Annotated in this window: 10 protein-coding genes; 3 read left to right on the top strand and 7 right to left on the bottom strand. The window is 70.0% G+C overall.

Annotated features, from left to right (window positions below; all coding sequences use genetic code 11):
* Window positions 1-47 precede the first annotated feature (47 nt).
* Complete coding sequence (locus ACIO3S_RS26120; protein ID WP_400468901.1) at window positions 48-647, bottom strand: TetR/AcrR family transcriptional regulator; 600 nt, start codon at window positions 645-647, stop codon at window positions 48-50.
* 114 nt (window positions 648-761) lie between these two features.
* Here ACIO3S_RS26120 and ACIO3S_RS26115 point away from each other — a divergent pair, with 114 nt between their 5' ends.
* Entirely contained in the window at window positions 762-1121 is a 360-nt protein-coding gene (locus ACIO3S_RS26115) for a VOC family protein (protein ID WP_160025863.1), read from the top strand.
* A gap of 93 nt (window positions 1122-1214) precedes the next feature.
* Here ACIO3S_RS26115 and ACIO3S_RS26110 read toward each other — a convergent pair whose 3' ends face one another.
* Genes ACIO3S_RS26110 through ACIO3S_RS26095 form a run of 4 tightly spaced genes read right to left on the bottom strand, consistent with a single transcriptional unit; the run spans window position 1215 to window position 5308 of the window.
* Entirely contained in the window at window positions 1215-3890 is a 2676-nt protein-coding gene (locus ACIO3S_RS26110) for an FtsX-like permease family protein (RefSeq protein ID WP_400468899.1), read from the bottom strand.
* Window positions 3887-4609: an ABC transporter ATP-binding protein gene (locus ACIO3S_RS26105; RefSeq protein ID WP_400468897.1), complete on the bottom strand. Its 723-nt coding sequence runs from the start codon at window positions 4607-4609 to the stop codon at window positions 3887-3889. Before ACIO3S_RS26105 ends, ACIO3S_RS26110 begins: the two co-directional genes overlap by 4 nt.
* Window positions 4602-4751 (bottom strand): hypothetical protein, encoded by a 150-nt coding sequence (locus ACIO3S_RS26100; RefSeq protein WP_400468895.1) that lies wholly within the window; start codon window positions 4749-4751, stop codon window positions 4602-4604. Before ACIO3S_RS26100 ends, ACIO3S_RS26105 begins: the two co-directional genes overlap by 8 nt.
* Window positions 4748-5308, bottom strand: coding sequence for a PadR family transcriptional regulator (locus ACIO3S_RS26095; protein WP_400468893.1), 561 nt, complete (start codon window positions 5306-5308; stop codon window positions 4748-4750). The genes ACIO3S_RS26100 and ACIO3S_RS26095 overlap by 4 nt, the downstream gene beginning before the upstream one ends.
* Window positions 5309-5509: 201 nt before the next feature.
* Between ACIO3S_RS26095 and ACIO3S_RS26090 the strand changes: the two genes are divergently transcribed.
* Together ACIO3S_RS26090 and ACIO3S_RS26085 are read left to right on the top strand one after the other, a co-directional pair.
* The gene (locus ACIO3S_RS26090) at window positions 5510-8611 is read left to right on the top strand and encodes a M4 family metallopeptidase (protein ID WP_400468891.1); all 3102 of its coding nucleotides are present in this window, start codon (window positions 5510-5512) and stop codon (window positions 8609-8611) included.
* A gap of 211 nt (window positions 8612-8822) precedes the next feature.
* Window positions 8823-11645 carry a M4 family metallopeptidase gene (locus ACIO3S_RS26085; RefSeq protein WP_400468889.1) on the top strand — a complete coding sequence of 941 codons (2823 nt, stop codon included), beginning with the start codon at window positions 8823-8825 and terminating at the stop codon, window positions 11643-11645.
* 37 nt (window positions 11646-11682) lie between these two features.
* On the opposite strand, the gene ACIO3S_RS26080 is transcribed toward ACIO3S_RS26085, so the two are convergent.
* Window positions 11683-12204, bottom strand: a complete 522-nt coding sequence (locus tag ACIO3S_RS26080; protein WP_400468887.1) for an SPFH domain-containing protein — start codon at window positions 12202-12204, stop codon at window positions 11683-11685.
* Window positions 12205-12287: 83 nt separating this feature from the next.
* Window positions 12288-13688: a DUF4232 domain-containing protein gene (locus tag ACIO3S_RS26075; protein ID WP_400469079.1), complete on the bottom strand. Its 1401-nt coding sequence runs from the start codon at window positions 13686-13688 to the stop codon at window positions 12288-12290.
* Window positions 13689-13690 lie beyond the last annotated feature (2 nt).

Below are 13690 nucleotides of genomic sequence, written 5' to 3'. Positions count from 1 at the left end.
CGGACGCGGCCCGATGAAAGGTTCAAGGTTCGCTCGCTTGCGCTCACTCATTGCAGCTCTCTTTCCAGGACCTCGGCCCAGTGATCGAGGATCCGCTCGCGTCGGGCGGCGTCGTCGGTAATCGTGTCAGCCAGACCCAGGCCGCGGACCAGATCGAGCGTGGCCTGCACGAGCTCGCGCACGCCGGGTTTCCTCTCGTCCACGTCGAGCAGCTCGACCGTGGCCCGGTGGAGCTCGCGGCCGATGCGCTGCTCGAGCGGACCCACCGCGGCAGCCAGCTGCTCGTCGGTGCGGGCCGCCACCCACAGCTCCAGGGCCGCGGCGAAGACCGGGGAGGTGACCTGCTCGGCGAGCATGGCGAGCACCTGCCGCGTGCGCTGTCCGCCCTCCGGAAGCGCCCGGGCAGCCTCCTTGAGTGCCTCACCTCGGGCCTCGGTGATGTGCTCGACCGCCGCCACGACCAGGTCGTTCTTGGCCGGGAAGTGGTGCAGCTGCGCCCCGCGAGAGACCCCGGCGCGCTGGGAGACGAGCGTGGTCGAGGTGCCGGCGAAGCCACGCTCGACCAGCAGCTCGACGGTCGCGTCGAGGAGACGGGCCCTCATCGCGCGGGTGCGCTGTTCCTGAGGGATGCGGGTGGCCTGGCTCACAGACAGGCACTCTGCCGCGCCAGAAACAAACAGTCAACCCTGACTTTATTTTTCTGAGACGACGTCACCACAGGCGGAAGCAGAACGTCCGGAACCGCTCGTAACGTCGACCGCATGGCTATCGCACGCAATCCTCAGTGGGTCATCGACTGTCCCGACACGGCGGCCCTTTCCACCTTCTACGCACAGCTCCTCGGCTGGGAGTCCAAGGTCGACGACGACGGCGGCTGGGCCAGCGCCTGGGGCGACGGCGGATCGCTGGACTTCCAGCGCGTCGACAACTACCAGGCTCCGAAGTGGCCCGGCCAGGACGTACCTCAGCAGACGCATCTCGACGTCACCGTCGACGACCTCGACGAGGCCGAGGCGGCGACCCTCGCCCTCGGCGCCACCAAGCACGAGGTCCAGCCCGGCGAGTCCTTCCGCGTCTTCCTCGACCCCGCCGGCCACCCCTTCTGCCTCTGCAAGGCCTGACGCCCCGCCGAGTCCGCACAAATGGCGCGCCGAGAAGGCAGTTGTGGGTGACGAAACTCGAGTTTCGTCACCCACAACTGAGGATTCGGCGGGCTATTCGACCCGGGCCACCATGGGCAGGCGACCGCGGGTGGTGACCGCGACGATGAGCGCGATCAGCAGGGGAAGCCCGACGACCACGATGCCGACGAGGTCCCACGGGATCTCGAGGTAATGCGCGGCGACGCTGTCGCGCTCCGGCCAGCCCTCGGTGGTGATCGGATAGCTGATCGCGATCCCGGGAACGAACCCGATCAGCGCGCCCGGGACCGCCCCGAGGAGCGTCACGACCAAGGCGTACGAGGCAGCGACCCCGCGTCGCGTACGCGTCCTGGCTCCGACCGCCGACAGTGTCGCCAGGTCGGGGCGGGCGTCGTTGAGCGCCAGGTGAGTCGCGGTCAGCGCGCCACCGATCATCAGCACGGCTCCCAGGGAGACCAGGAGCAGCCAGACGATCACGGCGGTGTCCGTCTCCTGGTAGCCACGCTCGATCAGGATCGTCGTGGGGAACTGCCCCGCGGCCAGGGCCTCGTCGAGGTCCGTCTCGGCGGCAGCACTGATCCGGGCGTTCTCGACGTAGAGGCCCAGGACCCGCGGTTCGACACCGAGCTTCTTCACCATCGCCGGCGTCACGACTGCATAGGCGGGCGCGGCTCGGTCGACGACGTCGAGATAGGTCGCCGGCACGTCGACGGTGACGGCGTCGCGTTCCGTCTGCTCCTCCTCGGACCACTCCTTGACCACCAGGCGCGCCGACTGCTGCGAGGACACCAGCTTGTCGTCGGTGGTGAACACCACCGCACCGGAGGACCGCAGGGTCTCCACGGCAGCGGCGGCATCACGCTCGGAGAGCGACCGCGCCACCGCCGGCGGAAGGGTGCCGTCGGCGTCGGAGACGACGAGGTCGCCGAACTCGCCGATGGTGGTGTCGAGCGGGATCGAACCACCATCTCCGGTCGCGACGGCGACGTACCGTCCGTCGGCATCGGACGTCGCGCCGATCGTGAGCGCTGCCGTCGCCCCCGGGATGGCCTTCTCGACCTGCGCGGCGATGTTCTCCCACCGCGATCTCGTCTCGTCCGGATCGACGTCGCTCTCGGTGTCGCCGTGTCGCGGATGCACCACGGCGTCGCCGATCGTGTAGGAGGGCAGGTAGCTCTCCTGGTTCTGCTCCTGGTCGCTGCTGAACGCGATCCCGAGCGTGACCACACCGACCACCGTCACCGCGATCGCACCGGCAGCCGGCACCGTCCGGGTGCGGTGCCGATCGGCGTCGCGGGTCGCGAACCGGATCACCAGCGGCATCCGGGCGCTGAACCGCGCGGCCGCGGACACGAGGGCGGGGAGGATGAACAGCACGCCGGCGACGCAGAGCAGTACGCCGAGAGCGATCGGGATCCCACTGAGCGCGTTCCGGGTGCCGAACGCCGCCGAGGCGACTCCTGCGGCCACCAGCACGATGCCGATGATCGGCGAGCGCCGCGATGGAAGGGTCTCGGACCGCCGCCCGGACAGCACGCCGACGACGTTCTGGCGCGAAGCGATCCAGGCCGGCACGATCGCCGCGCAGATCGCGGCCGCGAAGCCGATGACGGCGACCGCCAGGACCTGCAGCCACGGCACCTCGAACGGGCCGAACCAGGCCGAGACCTGATCCTGGGCGAGCGGCTGGAGCAGCCGCGCCAGACCGACCCCGAGGACAGCACCGACGACGGCGGCCACCGCGCCGATGACGATCGCCATCCCGAGCAGGACGCGCCGGGACTGACGAGCGGTCCCTCCCGAGGCCGCGATCAGGGCCAGGTCGCGCGCTTGGCGCCGGGCCGCGACCGCGAACGCCGGCCCGGCCAGCAGGACCACCTCGAGGATCACCATGACCACGATGAGGACGAGGACCACGAGCTCGGAGGGGTCTGGGGCCCCCATGGGCGGACGGATCTCCTTGTCGGCCGCGCGCGCCGCGGCCGACGGGTCCAGGACGACCGAACGCGAGAGCACGAAGGCTCCGGCCGCGTTGAGGTCCTCGATGTTGGACCAGGTCACCGGTCCACCCCCGACCAGCCAGGTCGAACGATCGCTGGTGTAGTCCACCGGAAGGTCCACTCCGGCGATGAAGGGGTCGTTGCGTACGTTCGCCGACTCGACGATCCCGACGACCTTGCGCGTCTCATCGATGTTGCCGTTCGGGATCAGCAGCTCCTCACCGACGCCCGGACCCCGGAACGCGAGGTTGGAGTTGACCACGACCTCATCCGGGCCCTGCGGGAGCCGGCCCTCGGTCAGCCGGGCCAGACCGGCAGCGAGCGGGTCGTTGAGATCGGTCTCCAGACCACTGGCCCAGGTGACCCCCTTGTCGGTGCGTACGTCGAAGGTCCGCTCCTCGGCCACGAGCAGCGGGCGGTCCCCGATGATGGCCTTCACCCCGGCCGCGTCGAGCGGGTCCGCGTCGGACTCCTCGAGCCATTCGGAGGCGTTCTCGGGGTCGATCCCCTGCCGCACGGAGGCGGAGCCCTGGACGTCGATGCTCGCCGAGGCCTCGGTGCCGAGCCGACGGTCGAGGCCCTCCACGGTGTCGACGTCATAGGTCTGGTACGTCACCGCGACCGCGGTCACGCCCGCCACCGGCAGCGCGATCATCAAGATGACCAACAGGCTGCGCCATTTCGCCCGCCGGGCCTCCCGTTGCCCGATGCGCAGGGCAAGACGCCAGCCGGCCAGACGCCCACTCATGCCTCAACCTCGTCAACGAGTGCCAGGTTCGGGGTCTCGCCGGCCTCGTCGACGACGAGCCCGTCACGGACATAGATCACCCGGTCGGCCCAGCTGGCGTAGCGCGGCTCGTGGGTGACGAGCACACCGGCCGCGCCCGCGTCGCAGCGCGCCCGGATCAGCTTGAGGATGTCCTCGCCGGTCTCGGTGTCGAGCGCGCCGGTCGGCTCGTCGGCCAGGATCAGGCGACGCTCGCCGACGATCGCACGGGCGATCGCGATCCGCTGCCGCTGCCCACCGGACATCTCGTCGGGGAACCGGTCGGCGAACCCGTCGAGCCCGACCTCCTCGAGCGCTGCTTTCGCAGCGGCCCGCGCCGAGCGCCGGCCGGCACCGTCGAGCTCGAGCGGCAGCGCGACGTTCTCGGCGGCGGTCAGCGCCGGGATCAGGTTGAAGTCCTGGAAGACATAGCCGATCGACGTACGCCGCAGCTTGGCGCGCCCACTGACCCCGGCCTCATCGAGATCCTGGCCGTCGACCTCGACGGAGCCCGAGGTCGGCGAGTCGAGACCGCCGGCGATGGTCAGCAGCGACGACTTCCCGGAGCCGCTCGGCCCCATGATGGCGACCAGCTCACCGGCGTACGCAGCGAGGCTGACGCCACGCAGGGCGTGCACCTCGGCGGCGCCGGTGCCGTGGACGCGGCTCACATCGGTGAGCCGGAGGACGGGTTCACTCATCGGTGGACTCCTTGGTCGAGGTGTCGCCCGGCTTGGCGGGCGTGGCGTGGACGCGGCGACTGAGCCGCTCGCGGGCGTCGGCGAGCCAGCGATCGCTGTCGTGGCTGAGTCGGCGCAGGTCGTGGGCGAGGGCGGCGTTCATCGCGCCCCTCCTTCGGTGGGCTCGGCGGGCTCTGGAGCGGTGCTCGTGGAGGCCGCCCGGCGGAGCCGGGACTCGCAGTGGTCGAGCCAGCGGATCTCGGCCTCGGCCGCGAAGATCAGGCGATCGAGGACCAGCCCGCCGGCGAGGTCGTCACCGGCTCCGGATCGCGACTGGCGGCGGTATCCCTGCAGCGCCTGCATCGTCGCGTTGCGCTGCTGCTGGACGACCTTGCCGACGTCCACGCTCGGCACCGCGACCGCCACCGCGAGCTTGATCGCGAGCTCGTCGCGCTGCGGCTGCGTACGCTCCACCGGGGTGTCGAACCACCCCTTCACCTCGACCTTGCCGGCCTCGGTGAGCTGGTAGAGGGACCGTCCCTCCGCGTCGGTCCCTCCAGCCTCGACGAGGCCGTCACGCTCCAGTCGCGACAGGGTCGTATAGACCTGCCCGACGTTCAGCGGCCAGCTCGCGCCGGTGCGCTGCTCGAACTCGGCGCGCAGCTCGTAGCCGTAGCGCGGCTTCTCCAGCAGCGCCAGCAGTGCGTGTTTCACGGACACTCGATCACCTCCCTAGTTACTGAGTATGTATATACCGAGTATGCACAGGGTCGCAAGTCGTATCGCCGCGGATCGATGGCAACGGTTCGGAGAATTCGCTGCCGACGCATCCTCCGCATGTACGACTTCCGTCGCCGGTTTCGGGTCGGCGCTGCGGCACACATCACCGCTTCGACTCCCACTGACCGGACGGATCCGCACATGGCATCCCTTCACCGGCTCACAGCGCTGACCGCGACACCGCTCGTCGCGATCGCTATGACCGTGTTCACCCCTGAGCTCGTGCCCGCGGGGCACGCAGCCGGCAAGCCCGCCCCGGCGATCGCGGCGGAACGGCTCCACGCCGACGCCGACCGCACCGTCCAGACCCGCCGCCAGGACGGCGCCCTGCGCTTCGCCGGCGCCGGTGGCGGACGGATCGAGAACCCGTCGGTCGACCGCACGGACTCGACCACCGTCGCTGCCCGCGCGCACGTCGACCGCTACGGCGCAGCCTTCGGCGCTGATCGTGCGGGAACGACCCTCGCCTTCGCCGGCACGACGCACACCGCAACAGGCACCGACGTCGTACGCCTCGACCAGCGCGTCGACGGGATCCCGGTGCTCGGTGGCCAGCTGGTCGTGACGATGGAGCCGGACCGCGCCCTAGCCTCGCTGGCGTCCAGCCTGAGTGCGACCTCCACCGTCGCCGAGCCGCGGATCTCCGAGAGCAGAGCGCGTTCACTCGCGCTGGCCACGCTGTCGCGCGCCGGCAAGGGCACACCCCGGGACGTCGTCGGCGACGGTCGGACGGTCTTCGACCCGGCCGTGTTCGGGACGACGACGGACAACGGCTCGCGCACCGGCTGGCGCTTCGACGTCTCCGGCGCCGACGGCGCACGCCGCCTGTTGATCGTCGACGACCAGGACGGGCGGATCCTCCTGGACATCGACCAGAACCAGCACCTCGACCGGGTCGTGTGCGACAACGCCAACGCGACGAACACCACTGACGTCCCGTGCACGGCTCCGGCAAGGACCGAAACCGGCGAAGCCGGCGAAAGTGCCGATGTCGAAAGTGCCTTCGCCATGGCCGGCGAGGTGGACTCGTTCTACAAGCAGATCGGGAACCTCGACCTGACGAGCCTCATCGGCGTCACTCAGGCCGACGGCCGCAAGAGCCTTGCCGCGACCGTCAACTGGTGCTACACCACGTCCTCGGGATGCCCCTATGCCAACGCGTTCTGGAACGGAACGCAGATGTACTACGGCGCCGGCTTCGCGATCGCCGACGACGTCGTCGGCCACGAGATGACCCACGGTGTCATAGACCGGTTCTCCCAGCTCTTCTACTGGGGTCAGTCCGGCGCCATCAACGAGTCCATCGCCGACGTCATGGGCGAGATCATCGACCAGCGCCGCACCGCTGCCGGTGACGACGACAGCGGCTGGGAACTCGGCGAGGACCTCCCCGGCGGCGCCATCCGGAGCATGAAGGACCCCGCACTCCACAGCCAGCCCGACACGATGACGAGCACGGCGTACGTCGCCGGTCTCGACGACAACGGCGGCGTGCACACGAACAGCGGCGTCGGCAACAGGACCGCCTTCCTCATCTCGCAGGGCGGAGTGCATGCGGAGACCGACTTCGCCGGCATCGATGCCGGCGACCCGATGCTCACCAAGACCGCGACGCTCTACCTCGACGTCCTCCAGAGGCTGGCGCCCGGTGCCGAGTACGCCGACCTGGCCAACCAGCTCGAGCAGAGCTGCGCCGACCTGACCACCGCTCAGAAGGCCGGGTTCACGAGCTCGGACTGCGCGACCGTCCGCCGTGCCATCGAGGTCACCCAGCTGCGTACGAACCCGACGACGGAGGGCACCCGCACCGACGCGCAGATGGGGTGCCCCGCGCAGACCGCGGTGCGCATGCTCTTCGACAGCGAGACCGGTGACGCCGCATCGAAGTTCGTCTCGGGCTCGTGGTCCCGCGATCCGTCGACCTACTGGGGACCGAACGCCACCTCGGGCAAGGAGGCGTGGCACTACTCGCCGCCGGCCAGGAGCGGCACGATGTCGAAGGGCCGGACCCGGCTCCAGACGCTGAACGGCATCCAGCTTCCGGCCGGTCAGACGACCTACATGTGGTTCCGCCAGTGGCACCTGTTCGACTACGACCCCGACGGCGCCTGGGACGGCGGGACCGTGGGCTGGACCGACGACACCACCCAGACCACGTGGCGTTCGGGGACCAACGGCTGGACCAACGGTCCCAACGGGCGCATCCAGACGTCCAGCTCGCCCTATTACAACGACAACCCCAACGCCGGCCAGACAGGCTTCGTTCGCGACGGCAAAGGCTGGTACGCCAGCCAGGTCGACCTCTCGGAATACGCCGGACACACCCTGCGGCCCTACTTCGAGGCGTCCTGGGACAGCTTCGGCTGGTACGTCGGCTGGTTCCTCGACGACATCAAGGTCTACACCTGCGAGCCGGCTCCGCTGGCGAACACCGCCGCCCCGACGATCACCGGAACCGCACGGGTCGGGTCCACGTTGACTGCTTCCTCGGGCACGTGGTCGCCGGCAGCGACGAGCGTGACCTACCAGTGGCTGCGCAACGGCTCGCCGATCAGCGGGGCCACCTCCTCGACGTACACCCTTGCGGCGGCTGACTACGCGACCCGTGTCTCCGTCAGGGTGACGGCGAGCTCGACCGAATGGTCCGCGGGAACCTCCGGGACCAAGGCCAGCGCACCGACGGCGTCGATCGCCTTGGGCCCGTCCATCCGCGCCACCGTACGTCCCGTCATCAGCGGCACCGCACGCGTCGGCTCCAAGCTCACCGTGTCCAAGGGAACGTGGAACCAAACCCCCCAGAGCTACAACTACGTCTGGTTGCGCAACGGCCTCACGATCATCGAATCCACCAGCAACACCTTCACGCTGCGCGCGAGCGACCGCGGCGCCAAGATGACAGTCAGGGTCGAGGCGTGGAGCCCGGGCTGGGCCGGCGGGAGCAGCACCACCCTCCCGACCGCGGCGGTGGCACCCGGCTATCTCACCTCGGTGACCCCCACGATCGGCGGCACCCGCCGCGTCGGCTACACGCTCACCGCCTATCCCGGCACCTGGAAGCCCTTGGGAACCAGCCTCTCCTACCAATGGCTGCGCAACGGCGTCGCGATCTCGGGCGCGACGGGGAAGACGTACCGCCTGCGGTCCGTCGACCGCGGTGACCGCATCCGCGTCCGGGTGACCGGCCGCAGGACCGGCTACTACACCAAGACCGCCACCTCGGCGGCGACCAGCACCATCCGCTGACCCACCCGCCGAGACGTCACGTACGTCGGCCGAGTTGGCACAACGATGCCAACTCGGCCGACGGGGCTGACGTCTCGGCCGTCGCAAGGCGCCGAATTGAGGGCGACGGCACCCACGGCTGCCTGGGAGACTTCTCCCCGCTGGATCGGGCCGGCGGTCTTGCCGGCCCGTGAACCTCCTCCGGGCCGCTCCCACTCCCGAAGGAGTCGAAGTGTCACCTCGTAGACACGTCGTCGCCCTGACTGCGACCGCACTTGCCCTCGGCGGGCTCAGCGTGCTTCCGATGACGCCGCCCGCCTCCGCCGAACCCGACCCGGTCGCGACCTACAAGGACCGCGCCGGCGTCCCTCTCACCATCCATCGCACGGCCGATGGCACCGCCGACTTCATCGGCTCGACGACCGAGGCCGTCGACCCGCTGGGCGTCACCGTCAAGCCCGCCAAGGCGGCCGAGGCCCACCTCGACCGCGCCGCCGAGGCGCTCGGCGCCGAGACGACGGACCTACGCCAGACGTCGACCAGCAAGGCCGTCGGTGGCGGGTCGGTGACCAGGTACGAGCAGTACGTCGACGGTCTCCCGGTCCTCGGCGGCGAGGTGGTCATCGGCCTGGACAAGGACCGTGGCCTCACCTCCGCGGCCACCAACCTCTCCGACGCCACCGTCGCCGAGGTCACCCAGCCGGACGAGTCCATGCGCGCGAAGGCCAAGGCAGCGGCCAAGACCGTGGTCGCCAAGTCCAACCACGGGGCCACCGGCCTCACCGTGAGCGACGAGGGCACCTGGCTCTACGACCACGACCTGGTCCGCGGACCGGAGATCGGCGAGACCAGCGTCTTCCGGTTCTCGGTGACCAACGGCTCCACCATCCGCGAGACCGTGCTCGCTCACGCCGGCACCGGCCGCGTACTCATGCACATCAACGAGATCGCCCACGCCAACCGCCGCATCTGCGACAACGCCAACGTCCGCGCCGCGGCGACCGGCTGCGCCGAGACGAGCCTCACGGTCAAGCGGCGCGAGGGCGATGCGCCCTCCGGGATGGCCGACGCCGACAAGGCGTACGACATGCTCGGCGCGACCTCCGACTTCTACGCCTCCCTCGGGCTGGACCTGACCGACGAGATCGGCTGGTCCGATGGCGTCAACGGCAAGGCGGTCACCGCCACGACCCGCTACTGCGAGCTGACAGAGCCGGGCTACACGCCACCGTGCCCGATGGACAACGCGTTCTGGAACGGTCAGCAGATCTACCTCGGCCAGGGCCTGGTCGTCGACGACATCGTCGGTCACGAGCTGACCCACGGCGTGATCGAGAACAGCTCGAACCTCTTCTACTGGTACGAGTCCGGTGCCATCAACGAGTCGATGGCCGACATCATGGGCGAGATCGTCGACCACCGCTACGCCACTCCCGGCGACTCCCCGACCGACTGGCGCGTCGGTGAGGACTCCTCGTTCGGCGCGATCCGCGATCTCGCGAACCCGACGACGCACGACCAGCCCGACCGGATGACCAGCTCGCTGTGGGATGCCGACGATCTCAGCTACTACGCCGATGGCGGCGGGGTGCACACCAACAGCGGCGTCGGCAACAAGACGGCGTACCTGATCTCGCAGGGCGGCACCTTCAACGGCCGGACCATCACTGGCATCGACGCCGGCGACCCGACCCTGCAGAAGACCGCGGCGCTCTACCTCTACACGATCCAGCACCTCGTCTCCGGAAGCCAGTACGTCGACCTGCGCCGTACGCTGGCCAACGGCTGTTCCGCGCTGGTGGCCGCCGGCACCGCCGGCTTCACCCTGGACGACTGTGCCCAGGTCAACCTCGCCACTGCCGCGACCGAGCTCGACAAGTCGCCCACCAAGGCCGGCGCGACCCGCCCAGCGGAGGCACCGAACACCTGTCCGGCGGGGAGCACCGGCAAGGTGGGAATGGCGACTCCGTCGCTCAGCCGCGGCGTCCTGTGGACGCAGGCGCCCGACGCCGCGCAGGGCATCCCCGCGAATGACCGTGACGGCAACGGCTCCGACTTCGGCATGAACCCCGACCCGGCGGCGTACGGCGACCCGACGTCCAGCGGCCTGACGACGGCCGCGATCAACGTGCCGGCCGGCAAGCGGACTTACCTCCGGTTCAGCCACTGGTATCTCTTCGAGTGGTACACCGGCGACGACCCCGCCTACCCGACGCCGCAGTACTTCGACGGCGGGGAGGCTCGCCTGCTGGTCAACGGGGTCGCGACCGCCATCCCGTCGACGGCTTGGGTGAATGGGCCGAAGCAGAAGCTGCTGCTCAACAACCCCTCCAGGCCGCTGACCGGCTTCGGCGGCGACTCCAACGGGTGGATCAGCTCCCGCGTCGACCTCTCCTCCTTCGCCGGCAAGACCGTCCAGTTCCAGTGGGTCGTACGCGGCGACAGTGAGGGCTCGCAGATCGGTTGGTTCGTCGACGGGCTCGAGCTCTACACCTGCAACCCGCTGACCGTCGCGAGCACCGCCGCACCGACGATCAGCGGCACCCAGCGGGTCGGCTACACCCTGACCGCGTCTCCGGGATCGTGGAGCCCGACGGCGACGACCGTGCGCTACCAGTGGCTCCGCAACGGCGTCGCGATCTCAGGAGCCACCGCGAAGACCTACAAGCTCACCGGCTCCGACCACACCAAGGAGATCCGGGTCCGGGTGACGGCGTACTCCTCGTCGTGGCCCGCCGCCAACCCAGGGGTTCGGGCGAGCGCTGCGACCGCGAGGATCGCGGCCGGCTATCTCACCGCGGCCACCCCGACCATCGGTGGCACCCGCAGGGTCGGCTATCTGCTCACCGCCTACCCCGGTGCCTGGAAGCCGTCGGGGATCTCGTTCTCCTATCAGTGGCTGCGCAACGGGGTCGCGATCTCGGGCGCGACAGGGAAGACGTACCGCCTGCGGTCCGTCGACCGCGGTGACCGCATTCGCGTGCGGGTGACCGGACGCAAGGCCGGCTACTACACCAAGACGGCGACCTCAGCGGCCACCAGCACCATCCGCTGACCCGACCCGGCCCGATCTGACCCGACGATGGCGGCGCTCAGCCGTCATCGTCGGGCCGGCCGGGATGCAGCAGCAGGTCGACCTCGTCGATGACCAGATCGGTCACCACACCGGCGGCGAGACCGTCGATCCGGATGCCCTCGATGGCGGCCACGAGCCCGTCACGCTCATCGGTCAGCCTCGCCGCGGGACGGGCGCGGACCGCGTCGGCGACCCGGCGTTCCAGTGCCGTGTGCAGGACCGCGCGCGGGTCGATGTACGCCGCGCCGACCCGAGGCGGGTCGACCTCGACGGAGAAGGTGACGAGGACACGTACGTCCTGGCCGTCGCCCGTCCGGGTCCGGACGACGATCGCGATCTCGATCTGACCCGTCGGCCATTCGAGCACCTCGTGGAAGCCGGGGATCGCCAGCGTCATCGAGTCGGACGCGATCCGGACGATCCGCCGGTGCCTGGTCACCACCAGACACTCACCACGGCGGGCCCGACGCAGCAACGAGGCCACCACGAGGACGACCGCGATCACCGCGATCACCAGAACCGTCGCCATCTCCCCCATGGCACCGAGTCTTCTCGGCCCACGCGCCGTTCCGAATGGGCTCTACCACCCATTCGTCACAGCTGCCTGATTCGCTGCATATGTCAGTCAGCGGCCTGCGCCCACGGGCTGATCCTCACCTCGGCCCCGTCGAGGATGTCGAGATCGCTCGGCCCGTCGGTGACAGCGACACCGAGCGTGATCGGCGTGCTGCCGGGCAGCGCGGTCACGAGCAGCTCGGTCGTGACGTCAGGGTCGTTCGCCGTGGACATCGCCTGCCAGTCGATCACCGCCATCACCGACTGGGACGGAGGGACGACGACGCGCTCGGGCACCATCGACGGTTCATAGGGCTTGGCCGTCACGTCGGTCTGCCGAGCACCAGCAGCGTTCAGGAACTCGACAGCGGGTACGCCCTCGATCGCACAGGCTCGACGGCCGAGGTTACGGGCCCGGAGCCACGCCTGCCGCGATCCCAGAGCCGCATCCTGGCCGCCGAACACGACCTCGAGATCCGACGGCCGGCAGGACGGCGCCCCGGCGTCGGCGGGCCAAGGCGCGCCGTCGCCGAACGGTGGCATCGTCGTCGGCGCCGGGGGCGTCCCACCGACCCAGCCCTCGACCTTGCCCCCGCGCGTCCCTTGGACCGTGTACGCCAACGGCTGCCCCGACCGCACGGGATAGCCGTCATAGGCGGCGAGCCACCGGCTGACGTCGTCGATCACCCGGTCGCCCTCGGCGGCCTCGACCAGGACGATCAGCGGTTCGAAGGGAGCGGAGAGTTGAGCGGAGGTCACCGACGGGCGCTCGGAGGCGTCCACCACGAGCCTGACCCCGGCCGGATCGGGGAGCTCGTTCGACCGATACCAGGCCTCGCCGCCCAGGAGGTCCGCCGGGCGCTGCGAGCTGCGTGCGACCGTGGCGACGGCAACCAGCGCCTCCTTCGGCGCCCTTACGTCGGCCTTCGCGGGGCTGCCGGCCCGCTGATCCAAGACGCTCAACGACACCGAGGTGGCACCGGCCTCGCGCATTTCGACGGCATCGGCGAGCGCGTCACCGACCGCGTCGATCGGGACCAGCCCACCCGCGGCTACCCGGATGCCGGTGGAGGCCAGCGCGAACGAAGCGTTGCTCCAGTCAGCGGCGACGTCGGGCTCGAGCAAGGAGATCTCGGCTCCCAGCAACCGGAGCACAGCATCGCCGGCTTCGGCCGCCTCGGGCCCGGACAGATCGTCCTCGAGGGTCACGTCGATACGGATGGAGTGCTCCCAGCGGTCCTTCTCGCCGAAGTCCTCCCCCGGAACGTGACGCGACTCGTAGACGGCCACCACGTCGCGTACGCCGGAGACGGACCGCCATTCGTCGGAGAGGTCGAGTGTCTTCGCTCTTGTCGCTCCGTCTCGCGCCCAGAGCATCGCGACCGCGCACCCGACCACGACCAGCAGGACCAGCCCGACGGCCACGATCCCCACCCATAGCTCGCGCCTCCGTGGGCTGCCCGGCATCG

It is taken from the genome of Nocardioides sp. NPDC087217 (genome assembly GCF_044744805.1).
In the GTDB taxonomy this organism is placed as follows: domain Bacteria; phylum Actinomycetota; class Actinomycetes; order Propionibacteriales; family Nocardioidaceae; genus Nocardioides.
Note: the sequence above shows the minus strand (reverse complement) of the source record. Positions and strands in the feature narration are given on the sequence as shown.

Bases quoted from the DNA above. Each gene is read 5' to 3' on its own strand.
- ACIO3S_RS26115 (WP_160025863.1), top strand. From the start codon at position 762: ATGGCTATCGCACGCAATCCTCAGTGGGTCATCGACTGTCCCGACACG.
- ACIO3S_RS26075 (WP_400469079.1), bottom strand. From the start codon at position 13,688: ATGCCGGGCAGCCCACGGAGGCGCGAGCTATGGGTGGGGATCGTGGCC.
- ACIO3S_RS26090 (WP_400468891.1), top strand. From the start codon at position 5,510: ATGGCATCCCTTCACCGGCTCACAGCGCTGACCGCGACACCGCTCGTC.
- ACIO3S_RS26110 (WP_400468899.1), bottom strand. From the start codon at position 3,890: ATGAGTGGGCGTCTGGCCGGCTGGCGTCTTGCCCTGCGCATCGGGCAA.
- ACIO3S_RS26105 (WP_400468897.1), bottom strand. From the start codon at position 4,609: ATGAGTGAACCCGTCCTCCGGCTCACCGATGTGAGCCGCGTCCACGGC.
- ACIO3S_RS26080 (WP_400468887.1), bottom strand. From the start codon at position 12,204: ATGGGGGAGATGGCGACGGTTCTGGTGATCGCGGTGATCGCGGTCGTC.
- ACIO3S_RS26100 (WP_400468895.1), bottom strand. From the start codon at position 4,751: ATGAACGCCGCCCTCGCCCACGACCTGCGCCGACTCAGCCACGACAGC.